Source organism: Ruegeria atlantica (assembly GCF_013032505.1).
GTDB lineage: Bacteria > Pseudomonadota > Alphaproteobacteria > Rhodobacterales > Rhodobacteraceae > Ruegeria > Ruegeria atlantica_F.
The window spans coordinates 353,492-372,248 of sequence record NZ_WQCG01000002.1; the positions used below are offsets into that span (position 1 = coordinate 353,492).

12 protein-coding genes are annotated in these 18,757 nt (G+C 55.0%); 2 read left to right on the forward strand and 10 right to left on the reverse strand.

What is annotated here, in order from left to right:
* Positions 1-222 precede the first annotated feature (222 nt).
* Positions 223-3,306, forward strand: a complete 3,084-nt coding sequence (locus GOW92_RS25315) for a DUF5906 domain-containing protein (protein WP_170559932.1) — start codon at positions 223-225, stop codon at positions 3,304-3,306.
* A gap of 378 nt (positions 3,307-3,684) precedes the next feature.
* Here the strand turns inward: GOW92_RS25315 and GOW92_RS08770 are convergent, their stop codons facing one another.
* Positions 3,685-3,858, reverse strand: coding sequence for a hypothetical protein (locus GOW92_RS08770; protein ID WP_170559933.1), 174 nt, complete (start codon positions 3,856-3,858; stop codon positions 3,685-3,687).
* A 120-nt stretch (positions 3,859-3,978) separates the two neighbouring features.
* Here GOW92_RS08770 and GOW92_RS08775 point away from each other — a divergent pair, with 120 nt between their 5' ends.
* Positions 3,979-4,647 carry a recombinase family protein gene (locus GOW92_RS08775; RefSeq protein ID WP_170559934.1) on the forward strand — a complete coding sequence of 223 codons (669 nt, stop codon included), beginning with the start codon at positions 3,979-3,981 and terminating at the stop codon, positions 4,645-4,647.
* Positions 4,648-4,881: 234 nt separating this feature from the next.
* Here GOW92_RS08775 and GOW92_RS08780 read toward each other — a convergent pair whose 3' ends face one another.
* The 9 genes from GOW92_RS08780 to GOW92_RS08820 all read right to left on the reverse strand — a co-directional run bounded on the left by GOW92_RS08780 (position 4,882) and on the right by GOW92_RS08820 (position 18,735).
* The gene (locus GOW92_RS08780; RefSeq protein WP_170559936.1) at positions 4,882-7,134 is read right to left on the reverse strand and encodes a GmrSD restriction endonuclease domain-containing protein; all 2,253 of its coding nucleotides are present in this window, start codon (positions 7,132-7,134) and stop codon (positions 4,882-4,884) included.
* A 35-nt stretch (positions 7,135-7,169) separates the two neighbouring features.
* The gene (locus tag GOW92_RS08785; protein ID WP_170559938.1) at positions 7,170-10,310 is read right to left on the reverse strand and encodes a type I restriction endonuclease subunit R; all 3,141 of its coding nucleotides are present in this window, start codon (positions 10,308-10,310) and stop codon (positions 7,170-7,172) included.
* The gene (locus GOW92_RS08790; protein WP_170559940.1) at positions 10,307-11,056 is read right to left on the reverse strand and encodes an abortive infection family protein; all 750 of its coding nucleotides are present in this window, start codon (positions 11,054-11,056) and stop codon (positions 10,307-10,309) included. Before GOW92_RS08790 ends, GOW92_RS08785 begins: the two co-directional genes overlap by 4 nt.
* Positions 11,053-11,883: a hypothetical protein gene (locus tag GOW92_RS08795; RefSeq protein WP_170559941.1), complete on the reverse strand. Its 831-nt coding sequence runs from the start codon at positions 11,881-11,883 to the stop codon at positions 11,053-11,055. Before GOW92_RS08795 ends, GOW92_RS08790 begins: the two co-directional genes overlap by 4 nt.
* Positions 11,883-13,127: a restriction endonuclease subunit S gene (locus tag GOW92_RS08800; RefSeq protein ID WP_170559942.1), complete on the reverse strand. Its 1,245-nt coding sequence runs from the start codon at positions 13,125-13,127 to the stop codon at positions 11,883-11,885. Before GOW92_RS08800 ends, GOW92_RS08795 begins: the two co-directional genes overlap by 1 nt.
* Positions 13,120-14,691, reverse strand: coding sequence for a type I restriction-modification system subunit M (locus GOW92_RS08805; RefSeq protein WP_170559943.1), 1,572 nt, complete (start codon positions 14,689-14,691; stop codon positions 13,120-13,122). The genes GOW92_RS08800 and GOW92_RS08805 overlap by 8 nt, the downstream gene beginning before the upstream one ends.
* 148 nt (positions 14,692-14,839) lie before the next feature.
* Positions 14,840-15,853, reverse strand: coding sequence for a tyrosine-type recombinase/integrase (locus GOW92_RS08810; RefSeq protein WP_170559944.1), 1,014 nt, complete (start codon positions 15,851-15,853; stop codon positions 14,840-14,842).
* 1,092 nt (positions 15,854-16,945) lie between these two features.
* Positions 16,946-18,103 (reverse strand): acyl-CoA dehydrogenase family protein, encoded by a 1,158-nt coding sequence (locus tag GOW92_RS08815; RefSeq protein ID WP_170559945.1) that lies wholly within the window; start codon positions 18,101-18,103, stop codon positions 16,946-16,948.
* Entirely contained in the window at positions 18,100-18,735 is a 636-nt protein-coding gene (locus tag GOW92_RS08820; RefSeq protein WP_170559946.1) for a TetR/AcrR family transcriptional regulator, read from the reverse strand. The genes GOW92_RS08815 and GOW92_RS08820 overlap by 4 nt, the downstream gene beginning before the upstream one ends.
* Positions 18,736-18,757 lie beyond the last annotated feature (22 nt).

The following is an 18,757-nucleotide window of genomic DNA, read 5'->3' on the forward strand; positions in this document are numbered from 1 at the left end:
TTGCGGTCATCTCAAAAAGGGAGGCGAACACATGAACGACCGCGACGAAGCACTGCGCCGCCTCGCCGCCAAGGTCGAAGAGTTGGCCCCACCGGGAACGGCGAACTGCGCGAACTGACGCAAATCGCGTCTGGTGAAGGCCCGCGTGACGCGGGCCACGCCAACCAATGAAAGGAGCCGAATCAATGAAACGCTAACCAAGCTGCATAGGAGAAACAGACAGTGGCAAAGCACGTAGCAGAAAACTTCGACAACCCGTATCTCGCTGCCGGATTGGAACTGACCGCCGGGGAGTTAGTGGACTTCGCAGAATGGCATCATGGGTGGGACAGCGACTGCCCGGACCGGCCCGAGCCGCCCTTGTGGATGTACGATCATCACCCCGACGGAAACGTGATCCGGCTCACCCGTCCAGCGCTGACGCGCACCGGACAAGCCACCGTGATCGGTAATCTTGAGGCCCCCGATTGTGATGCGCTCTTGAATTCTCCAGCGGTGGTGGGCGTGACCGACCGCGCGCCGCGCGTCTTGGGCGACAAGTGGGTGCGGTTCGAGGGTACGTGGGGCGCCGTAGTGAAGATGATGACCACCCATCCCGAACGGGCGGACAAGGGCGGGCATGCGATTTTCTTCGCCGAGTCCGACCGGACCGGAAAGACCGTCAGCATTGATGGCCTGACGTTCCGGTACATGTACAAGCTCAAGAACAAGCTGCGGACCGTCTACGCCGTCGCAATCGACGTGGACGGTGGGTGCAGTGCCGAGCCGGTGATTGCTCGCCTGCGCGAGCTTGGTGTTTTCGCTGTCGTTTACACGACCCATTCGCACACGACTAAGGGCGGACCGGGGAGCGACCGTTTCCGGGTTATCATTCCTCTGGCGGAACCTTTCGAGTTCGGCGAGGACTGGAATACGCGTTATGCCGAATGGCAGTCCCGTTATATCGGCCTGTGCGAACATCTGATCCCCGGTGAAATCGACGCGCGGGGGCGTCTCCCCTCGCAGCTTATGTACATGCCTGCGCGTCCGAAGGGCGCCGAGTTCAAGCATTACGTCATTGCGGGGCGCGGGCTGGCGTTGGACGACATGCCGGTCGGGGACGTAAGCAAGTACACCCGCCGCGCGCCGTCAGGCGCTCAGGTTGGGAACGAGGGTGTAAAGGGTGAACCTGCATTCCTGTCAGATGGCTTCGACCTTTTGGCGTGGTGGCGCGAGCACGGAAGCGATTTCCTCCTTCGTGACTTCCTCGAAATGCTGGGCTGGGACGTGCTGGGCGATGCTGGCGAGGGTTTCGAAATTGCGTGCCCCAACGCGGGTGCACACAGCGAAGGAACTGGTGAAACCGCATGGGCAATTGACGGTCCCAACGCTGACAGTGGCGCGACGGTATATTGTCACCATGACCACTGCGACGGCATCTATACCTGCGACTTCCTGCGACTGATCGAGGAACAGATCGACCTTCCGGACGGTTGCCAGTCACTCTCGGCCTTGCTGTGTGATCCGATTTTTTATCCCGACGACTCGGCCCCCAGCATCTATGACTACGGAATTCTTCGACCGGTATCAAAGCTGCGGACGGCGAAGGCAGTGGAAGTGGCATACGATGCCATTGGAGAACTGGACGACGACGCCATCGCATCGCTTTACGCAGGCGTGATCTGGGCCAAGAACAAGGAAGGTGCTCGCGAAAAGCTTGAGGAGCTGATCGGCGGCACGAAGAAGGAACGCGAGCGGCACAGCAAGGCAGGTGAAGCCTACCTCGAAGACTGGAAGGCCAAGCAGAACAACAAGCGTGTTTCAGAAGTCGCAGAGAATTTCGTTCTTTCCCTTGATCCGTCCGACCCTCTGGGCCACACGCCGGAACAGAAGCTGGAATCCCTCAGTGCGCGGTTTGCGGTTTGCAACTACAAGGGCAAGACTCTTGTATTCCGGACCGTAGATAGGGATGCGCTTGAAGCGGGCGATGACCTGCTTGAGTTCTGGACCAAGGACTCATTGAAGCAGTTCTATGCACACGAGAGCTGGCCTGAAGGGGAAGGTAAGGGTTTTAAGTGGGTCAATCCCGTTGACCGGTGGTGGGGTGAAGCGAAGCGGCATACCCGCGTCGTGTTCGACCCGTCAGAACCCGACCGCTCGAACGAAATTAACCTCTTCGACTCCAGCCGGTTCAGTCTGGAATCCGCGGAGGGCGACGCCGGACCAATCAGGTGGTTCCTCAAGTGTATCATCTGCGACGGGAACGAAGAAACCTACAAGTGGCTCTTCCTCTACCTCGCGCACATGGTGCAGCGCCCGTGGGAACGCCCCGGCACGGCACTTGTGATGTACGGGGACGGTCGTACCGGAAAGGGGACGTTCGGCGAAATCATTCGCCGCCTGACTTATCCGTACAACACCACTCTGATTGACCCAAACCATGTTGTTGGCACGTTCGCCGGTCCCGCGCTGGCAACGTCTCTTGCCGTGATTTCTGAAGAGGCCGTATTCGGCAAGAGCGCCGAGGTCGCCGACCGTCTGAAGGGAATGATCACCCTTGAAAAGCAGCGTGTCGAAGCCAAGGGCGTTCAGTCAATTGTGGTCACCGTCTACTACCGCATGATCTTCGACAGCAACCATGACGTGCCGGTCCGGATTGAAGGCAACAACAGCGAGATGCGCTTTCTCGTGCTCAAGGTTTCCAAGGCCAAGATGGGCGACAAGGAATACTTTAAGGAGCTGTATGACCACATCGCAGGAAAGGCGATGCAGGCCTTCCTGAAGGAGCTGGAAGAGTACGACCCGGCGTCAGCCGGGTTCGAATGGGATGACGTTCGCCTTGCCCCTGAAACGGTTCACCGCAAGCAGATGTGGGCGGATGGCCTAAGGGATTCCGATAAGCAGTTTCTCGCTATGCTGGAAGATGGTGTTTTTGAGTGGAAGGAAGGCGTCGAGACTTTCCGTATCTTCCTCTCAGATTATGGAGAAAACCGGATTCCGGCGAGGGCGGTAGATCATTGGGTCAGGTCGTTCGCTGGGCGTCATGAAAGCGACATGCGGCCTGCTAGCGCCGTCTGGAAGCGGCTGTTTCGGGAAGAGCTGGATAAGCCCAAGGCGGCACGGGCATCGGGGGAGCGCCGGGTGCTTGATGAAGGTGGAGGGGGTGCTGAGTACATGTGGCAGCCGTTTCCGTTCAATACGCCCATGTACCACCTGCCGGGCTTGAGCGTGATCCGTGGGATGGTCGAGGCGCGTTTGGGGGTGTCCTCATGGGGACGCCCGCCGAATTTGATCGAGCCTGTTGCGGCCTGTTGTAAGTCGGGTTAGGTCAAGTCTCTGATTTCACTGGATTGTTGCAAACGTTGTTGTGTTGCAAGGTTCGGTGTAGCCGCAAGCATTTCCGCGCGCCCCTCTTTGCGCCGATGAAGGGGCGCGCGGTGGCATTGGTAGTGGTTCGTTTCCTTTCAACAACAACAACATTTACAACAAATGGATCGCTCCAAGCGAAACCCAACCTTTAGTTTCGACCGGCTCGCGCCGAGCGATTTGTTTGGCTTCCATGAATCTATTCTCAGCAGCCCTCTGCGAGCCGTTCGCAACTATTGGCGTAGGGTTGTATTTAGTTTTTGTTAATCAAATCGCGCTTTGTAATCCCGGGTTCTGCGGTCAGTTCAACCAGAAAAAGCATTGAAGCAAAGATAAAAGCTAGCACTTTTGACCATCGTCGGTTTTGAAATGAGCGACTCCTATTTTTGCAAGGGTGTAAGTTTGATCGACACTGACGTGAGCATCTAACGGCACTGTTTTTGTCGGCGAAGCGTCTTTGATGCGATCTTTGTCGCGAACCGTTGGCCCAAGCGTTTCCGCTTTTTTGTCCATAAGGCTATACCCCTGCGGACAATCTGCAATACCTTGAAGATGGTGTCCGTAAGGATTGCGAATCATCATCGGACACATGTATAAAAGGATAGAACCCTTACGGACGCACGAGGCCAGAAAATGACTCCAACCCCCAAAACTGTTCTCTACATGCGCGTGTCTACAGCCGAACAAACCAGTGAACACCAACTTGTACAAGCTAGAGAGGCCGGTTTCGATATCGAAGACCAAAATGTCATTACCGATCATGGTGTCTCGGGTGTCTCGACGCGCCTCAAGGAACGCGACCAAGGCCGTAGGCTTTATGATCTGTTGCAGCCGGGCGATACGCTTCTCGTGCGTTGGGTCGATAGACTAGGACGTGACTATGAAGACGTGAAAGAGGTGATCGAGACCTTCAACAAAAGGGGCGTGACCGTTTCCACCGTCATCAACGGCATGACGTTTGAGGCTGACCACAAACTAACCGACCCGACGCAGAAAGCCTCACGCAATGCGATACTCGGCTTCATGGCCGCGCTGGCAGAAGCTGACGCCACAGCCAAGAAGGAAGCGCGGCGGGCAGGTATCGCCCACGCCAAGGCGTCAGCCGATGCGCCTCGGAAATATAGAGGCAAGAAGCCCAGCTTTGATCGACAGAGCTTCAACGCGGTGCAATCCATGTTGGCAAAGAAGGCTCATACGGTCAGCGCCATCGCTCGTGAGACCAATCTATCCCGCCAAGCAGTCCTACGCATCCGTGACGAACCAGAGGCCGCAGAGGCCGCTTTACAACGTTGGGGAATGTAGGAGCATGCGGTTTGATCCATTTGCTCTTTTATTCGCGACATTGCTGCTTTGCCTATTTTGGCAATTTTGATCAATATGATGTGATGATTGGCCTCTCGAATACGGCATCTGGGGCCCCTTAAGGGGGATGGGGAGGGGGCCACATTCCATTTCTGTACCTGTTTCTACTAACTGGACCAACTCACGAAAAAAGGTTGCAGTTTCTGGCGAGTGGGAAGCTTCAACACGGCACAATCAAAAGCGCTGCGCTATAAAATCCTGTGCTTGGCCACCTTTCAGCTCCACTGTTGCCGCGACTGAACGGATATAGAAACGTTCTTCGTTGCCCTCTTTGAGATAGACCGGTGAGCGTGCAGGAAGGCATTCCACAACAAGAACGCGCTTTTCTTCATAATCGTCGAAGTGTGGATGGATATAGAGCATGTGCTTCGCCCCTATCCGGTCTTTGATCAGATTGTTCAAGTGCAGGTACATTTTATCTTCATTCTTGAACGAGTCGGCCTCAACTCCAAGGGCAACACCGTCATCTGTCACGCCGATAAATAGCGTTCCGCCGCCTTTCGAGTTGAGAAAACCAACAATCGTCTTGAGGGCAGAATTTTCCATGCGAACGTCGTTTTCGCCCGTGTGAAGATTTTTGCGAAGTGTTGACTTGAATTCAGTTGCGCCATTCTCGCCCTCTGAGATCAGTTCGGCGATGTCCTTTTGTTCCTCTTGGGATTGGCCCATTGCCCCTTTGTCAAAGCGTGCATAGGCGTCCTGAACTACGGTCGCGATCATTTCACGACGCTCGCGAAGAAAGTCTTCGTACTCCATATTCGCCCACCCGTCTGGCAACGCGTGCCAGTAGAACATCCGCTCCAAGTCTTTCTTCGCGAAACGAGACTCCAAGTCCGGCAGGTAATCGACAGGCGCGCTGTCTGCGATCTTTGAGTTGTCCCCCCATTCTACGAGAGAATAGTTAGCGATCTGGTTCTTTTGGGGTGTTGTGGTGCGTCCTATTGAATCCAGATACGCGCGCGGGAAGAGGTGGTGACGCTCAATCGGCGAGCGCGGTTCTTTGGTGGACGTGTCCAATAGTTCCGAAACCTTCTGTTCAGAGAATAGAACGTTCGCGTCCAAGATCGTAAGTGACGCGAAGTAGGCGAACATTGAAGGGCTGCGCGCCGAAGATGTAGCTAGTTCTGTAGGAAGCGTAATCTTCCAGTAATCGTTTGTGGTGATAGCACCACAAATCTGGTCCAAGACGGTCTTGAACTGTTCTTTAGTTTCGACTGCGCGCAACTTTGCCAAGTCCGCTTCCATCTTGGACTCCGGGGAGCTTGTAAATCGACCGGTTAGTGCTGTTACAAAGAACCACTTGGCGATTAGACGTCGAAGCTCTGGCTCATCGAATTTCAACTCTGTTCGACCGAGTAGGTAGAGGATGTAGGCGAACAGCACGGCGTTTTGCGAACTGATCATCTTGTGACTCTTGTACCCAGCAAACCTAATCGCCTTGAGGAAATCGTGCCAATATTGCAGGTTCAGGACCCGCGCTTGTGCATCCTTGAGTTTCTCAAATTGCTCTTCGCGCCGTTCGTCGCTAAATTCTTCTGTCTCCAAGTCTTTGCCACGCAGGATCGAATAGACATATTGCAAGCGAGCGCGCCGAAATGCGACGCCGACAGAAACCCGCAATAGCTGATCCGGATCAGGTTGCATCAAATAGTTGAATGGCGATGCCTTAGACGTTGCTGGAACCCGCGCATCTCGGCAAAATTTCTCAAGCTCCGCGCGCCCGTCGTCCCAGAACACCGACATCAGTGTCAGAATAAAGTCGGCTTGATTGAGCTTCTTGCCCTCGGAGTTGATCCGAACGAAGACCTCCGAGACCTGCTCTTCATCCACGTTCGCCGTCAATTCCAACGCGGTGAATGGGTAGGAACTAAGTTTTTCCAGTCGGTTCAGAGCGGCACGCGCGCGTTTTCGGTCTTCGCCGGAAAGCTCCTGAACTTCGGTCAGTCGTGAAAAGTACTCATCTTTTAAGTCATCGAAGTCTGCATCTGGGTCCCAGATTACGGAGATATTGGGAAGGAATTGTCGATTGTTCCGCGTCGTTGCATCAGCTACTTCGAATTTTTCTTGCAAAGGATTGAAGCCAATTTCGATCTTCTCAGCATCATAACCTTCACGAATTACAGGCGTGCCAGTCATTACTGCGTAGAGGGACGTTAGCCTTTGCTGGCCGTCCACCACCAACAGACGAGGCGTTTTCTGCTTGCCGTCCGTACCAATCGCTCGTGCCCCCTCAACTACCGAAGGCTCCCAAAAAAGGAAAAATCCGACAGGAAAGCCCCGATACATCGAGTCGAAAAGGTTTCGTACCTTCGAGTTCTTCCAGACAAACGGACGCTGGAGCTCCGGCAGTGCAATATCCCCGATCTTGATATCGGAGATCAGACCAGACAGGTCGTAATCGATTTTCTTGTAAACTGTTTTGTTCACGTCAGTTGCCTTTCGGAAATATGTCTTAGGGAGAACTAGGCAGTATCTGAAAGAACCGCTTCTGCTTGCGCGATAACAGTCCTTACTGCCGCTTTCGCCAAATCGGGAGGGTAGCCGAACTTTTTCAAGATGCGTCTGACAAGAATACGCATCTTGGCTCTGGCGCTTTCTTTCTTGTGCCAGTCGACAGTCGCGTTTGACTTCATGTTTTCTAGCAGTTCGTGGGCGATGATGCGGAGCTGTTCGTTCCCCATCACCTCTACAGCGCTTTGGTTCTGCGCGAGAGCATCATAAAAAGCTAGTTCGTCATCCGACAGGCCTTCTTCCGCACCTCGGTCCGACGCCGATTTGATTTCCTTTGCCAAATTGATCAGTTCTTGGATCATCTCGACTGTGGAAATCGCGTTCGAGTGATATCGAGCGACTGCCTCTTCTAGTCTTTCCGAAAATGCCTTTGATTGGACGACATTCCGCTTTGCCCGGCTTTTGATCTCGCCGTTCAGCAGCTTTTGAAGAGCATCAAGAGCAAGGTTCTTCCGGTCCATGTTCTGCATTTCCATGAGGAACTCGTCAGACAGGATGGATATGTCTGGGGATTGAAGACCGGCTGCAGACAGTATGTCGACGATTTCGGCATTCGAGACCGAAGCGTCGATAAGCTGCTCTATTGCAAATTGCTTTGACCTCGAGTTCAACTTCGCGCTGGGTGAAGACTTCACGATTGCAGAACGAACTGCTTGGAAGAACCCGACCTCTTCCTTCACATCTCGAGCGAAGTCGCTCGCCGATGCCAAGGCGAAAGCTTTGCCAAGTTCAACCACCGTCAACTGAAAACGCTGGCGTTCCTTGCTCTTCGCATCTTCACCTTCGGCGCGCGCGGCGGCTTCATTCTGTTTCTTGAGCACCCAGTCTGCAGCATCAGCAAGAGCTACAAGCCGTTCTGCGGGTTCCCCCACTATACCTAACGAGTAGTCAAGCCCATGGAACATGCCTCTAACGACATCCAACTTCTCTGCCAGAACGGCAATCGCTTGTTCCTCATCAATGCCGGTCCGGTCTTGGTCGGACTCTGAATACTCGGCAAGCGCATTCTGCAGGTTCTGGAAAATGCCGATGTAGTCGACGATCAAACCACCCGGCTTATCGCGGAACACCCTGTTTACGCGCGCGATGGCCTGCATGAGGTTGTGCCCTCGCATCGGTTTGTCGACATACATGGTGTGCATGCATGGTGCGTCGAAACCGGTCAGCCACATGTCACGTACGATCACAAGCTTCAGCGGGTCGTCGGGGTCGCGAGTGCGTTTCGCAAGATCGTCGCGCCCCTTTTTGTTGCGGATATGAGGTTGCCAGTCTAGCGGATCGGACGCCGAACCGGTCATCACGATCTTAATTGCCCCCTTGGTGTCGTCTTCCGAATGCCAATCTGGCCTGAGTTCGATGATGTGCTTATGGAGAGACACGCAAATTCGGCGGCTCATGCAAACCGCCATTGCTTTCCCACTCATCCCCTCAAGACGGGCTTCTAGGTGTTCGACCAAGTCGGACGCTACCTGACGCATTCGCTTGTCAGCGCCGACTAGTGCTTCAACGCTCGCCCATTTAGCCTTTGCCTTTTCCTGTTCGCTCAGGCTGCTGTCTTCGAGGATCTGTTCAATCTCTGAGTCGATGAGCGGTTTCTGGTCGGCATCAAGTTCGATGCGAGCCAGCCGACTTTCGTAGTAGATTGGAACAGTCGCACCGTCTTCGACCGCACGGGTGATATCGTAGACATCGATGTCCTCGCCGAAGACCGCGCGGGTACTCTTGTCGGCTCCCTCAATTGGGGTGCCGGTAAAGCCGATGAACGATGCATTTGGCATGGCTTGTCGGACATAATGTGCATGCCCGTAGCGCCTAACCCCCGTCTTCTCGTCGAGTTTTGCATCGAAGCCATATTGGCTCCGGTGAGCCTCGTCAGCGATGACAATCACATTGTTCCGGTCGGTAAGTTCCGGGAACCGTTCTTCGCCTCGCTCGGGCGCGAATTTCTGCATAGTCGTGAAGATCACGCCGCCGCTCGAACGTTGGAGAAGCCGTCGCAGTTCGTCTCGGCTGTCGGCTTGCTCTGGGGTCTGGCGGATCAAATCCTTGCACATCCCGAAGGTACCGAAAAGCTGGTCATCAAGATCGTTCCGGTCGGTCAGAACCAATAGCGTCGGGTTTTCCAATTCCTTTGAACGCACGAGGAGCCCGCCAAGGAAAGCCATCAAGAGGCTCTTGCCCGATCCTTGAGTGTGCCAGATTACGCCAATGCGCCGGTCGCCATTGGGCGAAGAGGCCTCCATCGCGCTCGTCAAAGCCTTCGTCGCGCCGAAGAACTGGTGATACCCGCCAACGATCTTGAAGGGCCCATCGCCCTTGTCCGCAAACACGGTGAAGTCTCGTATGAGCGACAAGAGATGCTTCTGGTCGAATACACCGCGCAAGAGCGTGTCGAGTTCATGCGGTCCGCTGGGTGTAAAATCGCCATGCTCGCCCGTAACCGACCGCCACGGCATGAAGCGTTCCTGATCTGCAGTGAGCGAGCCCACTCTTGCTGTGAGACCGTCTGAGACAACCAATACACCGTTGGTGCGGAAGAGCGAAGGAATCTGAGCCTTGTAAGTTTGTAGTTGGTCGAACGCGGCTTCGACGGTCGCATTCTCACCTGCCGCGTTTTTCAATTCGACAACCGCGATGGGCAGGCCGTTCACGAAGACCACCACATCAGGGCGTCGGTTACACTTGCCTTCCACCACGGTGAACTGGTTCGTCACGACCCAGTCATTTTTCACGGGTTCGGTGAAATCGATCAGCCAGACTTTGTCGCCACGGATGGTACCGTCTTCCGTTGGGAACTCGACATCGATCCCGTTGACAAGCATTTGGTGAACCCGTCGGTTCTCTTCCACGAGACTGGGTGTCTCTCGGCGTTGAAGAGTTCTTAGCGCATCATCAATTGCGTCTTGTGGGATGGTAGGGTTCAGGCGCTGTGCGGCGGCAAGCAAGCGGTCTTCAAGCACAACCTCATGGTAGGTGTCACGCTCAGGAGCGCTTCCATCAGGCGAAGCCTCGTCAGCGCCAAGCCGCGTGTATCCAAGCCCCTCCAAGATCGATAGGACAACTTGTTCGACCATGTCCTCGTTTATCGTCATTCTTCAACCTCCTCGGGTAATATCTCGACCGAGGCGGTCGCGTTCTGCGCCAGTTTGTAAGCCTCACGATCAACGCCAAAAAGCAATAATGACGGGGTGACTGAAATCGGAATTCGCTCGTCGTCTCCGACGAGTATTTCGAGGTCAAGCGATCCGTTTTCGGCGGAGACGACGCGGAACGCTGACGCGTAGTCGATCTTCTCGTTCGCCTCGCCGAAGCGTTCGTAGGGCTCAAGCGTTCGGACTGGGTCAGGGGTGCGTTCGAGATATGAAGCGTGCAGAAAGGTAACCAAGGCATCTGCCGCAAGAAGAGCCGAGCGGCGATGATGCGCGCTCAGCCGTTGGGCAAACCCATTCTTGCCATGGCTGAGTGGACCGGCTGTATTGCGAAACTCACCCAGAGCATCAGTCATCTTATAGTGCTGAGAAATGACCTTACTGAATGGGTCACCTTTGCCTTCGACAAGGCGCATCAGGCGAAAGGCGGCGCTGATCCAATCCTTGAATCCGGGTTGGTCCGCTTTGATTGGACTGTCTTTCCATTCCTTGATCGGATTCGTTGGATCATCCAACTCAGCAATCAGGACCTGACAAGCGCATTCAACAATTGCCTTGGCAGCATCGATGCAGCCATCGTTCTCTTCATCGAATTGCAGTTCCAGCGACTCAAGCGTTTGCTTGAGCATCGGAGCGTGGCTCCAATGGTCACAAAAGGCTTTGATGCCGGGGTACCAATCTTGCTTCATCGCGGGCCACCCAAAGTGGTACCAAGCATGAAAGACGGAGCGAATCCTTCGTCGTCTTCACTTGGAGGCAGTCTCATTACGTCCCGCAAACCGTCTTCGCTGACTTCACCGCCTTGTTTCCATTGCATCAGGCGTTGAGGCGTCTCCTGCGGTCCATCCGGCATGGTTTCGATGAGCTTTGACCACAACGTGAAGGCTTCCCAGATGTTCTCTAAGGGATCACTGGAGCTGGCCACTTGGCACTGGCAAAACGGCGTCCACATGGGAAAGCAGGTGGCAGCGATATCTGATGGCTGAAGTTTCCCGTCACCAATGCCAGAGACAAATTCGGCGTGGACATAGGTCAAACCGAGGTCGCGCGGGTAATCCAAAGCGGTTACGGGCCAATCACTGCGTCGGCTGGACCAAACCTTCCACAGCCCAGAAACCATGGGCGGGTAGTTGTACAAAAGGTAGATCGGAAACCCGCCGATTACCTTGGCGTAGGTTGTAATCTTGCCGACCTGATGAGCCTTGAAGGCGTCATAGCGCCCACTGGGGTATAGCCGCTTGGCTTGAACAGCGACCGGAAAATAACGGCTCAGGCTAGCGTCGAAGAGAAGCCATATGAAATCCGAGCCGTTACGGCTCTCTTTCCTTGGCCCGGTGAAGATATGCACCCGGTTTTCCGCCGGATGATGACGATTCAGGTGCAGTGCGAGCGACTGCGTGACCGTGTCTTCGTGATAGGGCGAACCAAGCATTTCTGCGTCCTGAAGGTCGTTCCAGACCTGCGTGGACTGGTTCTGCAACGTACGGCAGAGACAGTGACCGGACGGGCAGAACATCAGGCAACGGCCTCCGCCTCACGAAGGCGGACTTCGCCGGACATCAACTTTGGCATGAGAAGGTCACGGGTCGCGGCGAGGGTGTTGTTCTCTGCTTGATTGTGAAGCGCCCGATCAAGCAGCGATGCTGCGATTTCCTCGAATGCGCGAACGGGGCCTTTGTCTGGTGCCACAACAAGTCGAGTGGCGAGCGCCTTTGGTGCTACCCGTTGGTGGCTCTTCGACGTGCCGGTCACCATTCCCGTGAGCAGATTGCGAAAGCCTCTCTCGGAGAACTGCGAATACAGGTACGCTGGCCCAAATGGTTCTCGCGGCGTGTAGACGAGAAATTCGGTCGAGCAAATCTGGCGGTGCTCATCCTTCTTGCGTGGGAGCCATACCCGTTGGATTTCAGGGTTGAGCTTCGACAGTAGAACCGCGCCTTCAGGAATCAACGTCTTGTTGCTCCTGATCGTCTCCCCAAGGTCCATCGCTGGCGATTTGCCGGAATCGAAAGCTGGGATGCTGAAATGCTCGAACAGTTCGTCGGGTGCGTCTTGCGGTTTGACGGACGCCTTTTCTTGTTCCGCTATTTCATCCAGCGACTTCTGCGACCACCCCTCCGGCAAACCGTCGTCCCCGAGCGTGGCGGGGAAAAGGGTGGCGAGGGGGGCGGCTTTTTCGGGGATGGGGATCAGGCCGCCGAGGATGACGACGGGGTCGGTTGCGCCTTCCATCTTACGCCGGGTGGGGCCGAAATCGACGAACCAATCCCGGAAGATCGCCTGCGCCATCGACTCCAACGTCTCGTTCATCCGCCGGTTCAGTTCGATCTTGTCGTCGACGCACCCAAGGAAACCAGCGATGTCATCCTGAGTGTCGCGGTCAGGGACGGAGATGCGAATGGGTGCGATGTAGTTGCGGTTCAGCGATGGCTGGGCGCTACCTGAATTGTGGGAGGCAAGGTCGAGCGTCTGCAAGAAGTAGTAGGCAAAGCGGGGGTTGTTGCCGTGGAAATCAGTCGCAAAAAGGCAGGTATTCAATGGCCAGTAGTCCACATCAACATAGCTGACAACGCCGATGGAAGCTCCGCTTCGGCCAACCGTGACGCCTGGTCCTTTTGCACGGGCTACGGAGTGGCTGCCAGTGACGCCAAACGAGCCCATTACCGGTATGTCACCTTTCTCACGGGTCGTCGTAGGCAGGTCATGACCACGTTGAAGGCTGATGAACTCGCCGAGTGTTGTATCGTTCCACTCAGCCATCGGTTTCCACCGATGAAATCGCGCGGTTGATCAGGTCCTCCAACTCGTGGCTGGCTGCGAACTGTTCGGAGAGTGATTGTCTGAGCGCTGCGAAGCGTTCCTCAAAGACTGCGTCGTCGTCTCTGACAGAGGCAGAACCAACATATCGACCGGGTGTCAGTACATTGCCGCCTTCGCTAACCTCTTCGATGGGCACGGATTTGCAGAAGCCGGGGATGTCCTCGTACGCCTCTTCGTGGTCCTTGTTGCGCCAGCGATGGTAGGCACCGGCAATCTTCGCGATGTCCTCTTCCCGGAACTCGCGCCGGACGCGGTCGACCATGTAGCCAAGGTCGCGCGCATCGATGAACAGGATTTCGCCGCGTCGGTCGCGGTGTCCGTTGGCGCTCTTGTCCTTGGCCAAAATCCACAGGCAGGCCGGGATTTGCGTCGAGTAGAACAACTGCCCCGGCAAGGCGACCATAGCATCGATGGCGTCGGTTTTGATCATCGCTGTACGGATGTCGCCTTCGCCCGATTGCTGCGACGACATAGAGCCGTTGGCGAGCACCACACCCGCCGTGCCGCGCGGGGCAAGGTGATGGTAGATGTGCTGCAACCACGCGAAGTTTGCGTTGCCCACCGGCGGCACGCCGAACTTCCAGCGCCCATCGTCGCGCAGCCGCTCACCGCCCCAGTCGGATATGTTGAACGGCGGGTTGGCGAGGATGAAGTCGGCGCGCAGATCGGGCAGTTCGTCTCGGTGAAAACTGCCCTCGTTGTTCCAGCGGATGTCCGCATCGATCCCCTGAACGGCGAGATTCATCTTAGCCAAACGCCACGTCGTGTGGTTGATTTCCTGCCCATAGACGGAGATTGCATCCCGCCGCCCGCCGTGGTCTTCGATGAACTTCTCAGACTGCACGAACATCCCGCCAGAGCCGCAGCAAGGGTCATAAACGCGGCCCTCGTAGGGTTCGAGCATGTCGACCAACGTGCGGACTACAGAGCGCGGCGTGAAGAATTCTCCACCGCGCTTGCCTTCAGTCGAAGCAAAACCAGACAGGAAGTATTCGTAGACACGCCCCAACAAGTCCTTCGCGCCGCCATCGTGCATGGGGATGTTGGAAAAGAGGTCAATCAGCTCGCCCAGCATGATCTTATTCAGAGTCGGGCGACCGTAGTTCTTCGGAAGAACACCTTTCAGGCTTTCGTTGCTGGGGACGTTTTCGATGGCCTCCATGGCCCGGTCGATCAGTCCGCCTATGTCGACCTTCTTGCCGTCCTCAAGCTGGATTTCTGATCGCTTGGCATTTGCCTGCAGGTAGGACCAGCGCGCCTCCTTCGGGACCCAAAACACATTCTCGGCGAGGTATTCGTCCGGGTCTTCTGGGTCTGCCCCATCCTCCTCACTCAGCCTCGCATGGAGCGCGTCGAAGGCATCCGAGATATACTTCAGGAAGATCAGGCCCAGCGCGACATGCTTGTACTCAGAAGGTTCTAGGTTGCCCCGCAGCTTGTCGGCGGCTTTGAAGAGGTCAGCCGCAAATTCTAAATCACTTTTTCGGTCGCTCGTGCCGGACAAATCACTGTTCTCCCGTTGTTTTTGGTCACTCTAGAGCAAGGCGAGAGCGGAAGAAAGGTCTTCTCCTCATACGCGATTAACTGCGGTTCAATCCAACATGCTTGGCGCAATCCTCATTTGCCGAGGCTGAAGCTCGGCGCGAGCTTCTTCACCGGCGACCAGCGTCAGATAGCGCGGCTTGAAACCTAAGCATGGCAAGCATTTCATCGTCGCCGTCCATTTGCGGTTCATCGTCTTCAACGATCCCGCTCCAAATCGCTAAATACTTTGCTGCGGTCGAGGGGGACAAATGGGCGTAGGCTCTTTGTGTTGTTTGGGTATTTGAGTGTCCGAGAAGCTTGGAGACCACTTCGAGCGGCATTCCATCGTTGAGATACAACGTGCCCAGTGTTTTGCGCAGTGTATGCGCCCCCAACGGTTTCGGGCGGACTTTTTTCCAAACCAATATTTGATGATTCTTCGTCACCGGAAGTTCGTCGGCGGGCTTGTTCAATGGTTTCCGGGTCTTCCCGATGCCGTAGGCAGACGGTCTTGGAAAAACGTACTTGTCCGACCAGCGGGGCAGGGAACGCAGAAGGTCAATTTGAAGCGGCCCGAGAGGAAACACTTTGTCTTGCCGCGTCTTGTAGCGTTCAGCGGGAATGGTCCAAGCTCCCGCGTCTAGATCAAGGTCTGCCCATTCCATTTCTCGTGCTTCTTCTCCCCGACACGGGAAGATCATCAAAAAGCGGAGCAAGGCGACCCCCACAGGATAGTCATCCTGCGCCACTTTTATATGGTCGGCCAAGTTTTTCATGTCCTCGCGTGTAAAGACCGCGACACGCACAGTTCGTGCTTTCATTTCCACCGTCTCGACGGGGTTCGCAATCATGTCGCCTCGTTTTCGCGCAATGGTGCATAGCTTCGAAACATATGAGACCCATCGCCGTACTGTGTCCGGCGAGTACGGTTTGGCGCGTGGTTTTCCGGACGGGGTCAACGGATGTTCATGCAGTTTCTTGTTGTACCACTCTTGCAGGGTGGCGTTGCTGAGGCGGGACAGCTTCGTTTTGCCTAGGTCTGGCCCGATGTGCTTTACCCACGCGCTGCGCATGTCGTTGGCGTGTCGCTCACCTATCAGCGACGAATAGTGTTCGTTCCAAACCTTAAAGACGTCCGCCAAGGTTTCGACCGTCGAAAAGTTGTCATCTGCGACCAGCTTGCGGGCACGGTCGCGAGCCTCGGCAACGCTTATTGTTCCAACCTTCTCGATTTTTTCCTGTTTGCGCTTTCCGTCTATCTTGGACGTCCAGCGGGCAACGAAGGTCTTAGCGGTAGGCGTTAGCCTGACCAATAGTTCCGGTACCTCTGTGTCCGTGACCCACTGTCCGTCTTTCTCGTGGTCAAGTCGGTCGATCACCGCTTTGGTTAGTTTGACCCTGTCCCCCAACTTTTCCTCCAAAATGTGGTTCTGCTACAATCCTGCTACGCGCATATCGCAAAAATCAGGTTTGGTAGCAGAATTCGGCGAAAGCAAGGCAAAGCCCAAGAAAACTTAAAATATGACTAAAAAGTAATGGCTTAAATATCGCGGACCTATTCTGGAAAATGTCACAACTTACCCCGAAAAATCCCTAGGATTCAGATTTAGGTTCTGGCGCCGCAAGGCGTGGGGGTTCAAGTCCCTCCACCCGCACCAAACTTTTCCCAAGGGTTTTCGCTTTGCGGTCCGGCTGAACACGGCATTTGGCTAAAGTCTAAGCCTTGTTCTCGACGGTCGACTGAATTTCGGCTTCTGAGCACTCATGCACTACCGTTCAGCGAATTTCTATTCAGGTGCAACTGGGGCGACAACCCAGATCGCTATGGCTTCAAAATGCGGGTTACATGCCGCTTAGAATGAGACGTGTCGTCATGAGAACAGGTAGTAGATCGTGGGAGACGTGAATAAAACTGCCGCTGCGACGGCAAGCCAAACCAGCACGCATACCCAATATGTTCCTGGGTTTTCTGCCCGAATGACCCGTTCCCACATGTAGGTCGAACCAAAAACCAAATCACGAACGGCCCATATGAACAGGCCAAGCCCAACAAAAAAACCAGATATCCATAATACCCTCGCATGGTAAGTCTGGTTTTATGTAAGTTGTCAAAATTGATTGTTCAATCTCACATTGCTTTTAAAGAGTAGTTGCGGCGCAAGGAATTTGGCTGATGTGGCGCTGACGGCGACTTCTTCAGCTTGGCGATGCCCGTTTAGGGCTTAAAAAAGCAGCTATTGCCCCGCTAACCCCATTTGGCGCACCGCCAAATCGCGCATTATCTCTTCGGATCCGCCACCAATCGCCATGATTTTAATCTCGCGCCAGACGCGTTCGACCGGATTGCCCAGCATATAGGCGGCACCACCAAAGATCTGCATGGCCTCGGATGCAACAAACTGCAGCGACGTGGTGGCCTGCACCTTGGCCTTGGCAAGTTCAGCCACGGGCATCAGGCCCTGCTCAATCGCCCAGCAGATGCGTTCGATATATGCCTCGTTCATTTCAATTCGGGCGGACATTTCCGCAAACTTGTGGCCAATAACCTGATGTTCGATCAGCCGTTTTCCGAATGTCTCACGTTCGCGAGCCCAGTCCAGCGCGCTGTCGAAACACAATTTCATCATGCCTAACGAAGCGGACGTCAGGCCAAGCCGTTCAAAGTTGAAATTGTCCATGATTGCTACGAAGCCCTTGTTCTCGGGCCCAAGAAGCGCGTTTGCATCCAACTCACAGCAATCAAAATGTAGTGTCGCCTGCTGTGAGCTATGCCACCCCATCTTGCCACCTAACGGTGTACGGCTGAACCCGGGCGCGTTATGAGGGACCAAAAACAAAGAGATACCGGTCAATCCAGGACCACCAGTACGGGCGCCAATCACAAACCATTCGGCATCCATCCCTCCGGTGATATAGGTTTTTTCCCCATTCAGTATCCACTTACTGCCTTTGCGCTCGGCTCGGGTTTGTATACTGGCCACGTCAGAACCTGCGCCCGGTTCGGTGATCCCAAGCGCCGACATCATGCGTCCCGAGATAATCTCGGGCAGAACCTTCAGTTTGAATTCTTCCGAAGCAAATCTTGCAATTGGACTGATTGAAATCGTACGCCCGCCGACTGCGGCACCGATACCGGATGCACCACAGCCAAACAGGATTTCGCTGTAGTCATGGCGCATGAACGCGTTGTCAAAACCCAGACCACCATATTTCTCATCAATCCCAAAGCCGAAGACCCCAAACTCGGCGATTGCGGCATGCAGTTCCCAAGGGACGCCGCGATTTGCCTCCCATTGGTCAATGTGAGGTTTGATTTCAGTGTCGACGAAGCGACTAAAGTTCCGGCGAAAAGCGTCACGTTCCGGGGTCATGAAAGGGGATGGCAGTGTCATTCGACCTCCTCGACGTAATGTTCCGGCCCGGGCTGAAGCTGGCTTTCCATCATGCGGGCAAAGCGATCCATCATCTGAGTCAGGTATTCCGGCGAGGACACAAATTTCTCATGTAACAGCAAGCCGCGCAGGAAGTTTCGAGTGATACTCCACAAAAGCGCGGTATCATCACGGTCGCCCGATATGCTGGCGTATCGGGCTGAGATCAGGCTCAGGTTCGATTTGTCCCAATCTCTCAGGCTTTGTTCGAGCAGTCCGAACAGTTCCGCGTCGGTACGGCAAGCAACCAGAATTTCGACTATGGCGCGCCCGCCTGCGGAATTTACGATATTGGCCCAGGCAGACATGATCAGATCATAAACCGGCTGAGGTGCGCGATCCTGAGACCCTGGCGGGATTTGCGCTTTGCTCAGCAGCTGCAAGGCGGTCGCAGCGACCAGAGCCTGTTTCGTAGGGAAATGATGCGTAATTGCGCCACGCGAGATACCCGCTTTGGCCTGCACCTTGGCAAAGGTTGTCTCTGCATATCCCATCTGATCAAGGCACGTGACCGTGGCATTGCAGATTTTTGCCTGCATATCCCGGGATCTTTGATCCTGGACCGAGGGTTTCTTTTGAATCGTTTCCGTCATCTTCCGTGGCGTCGCTGTGGCA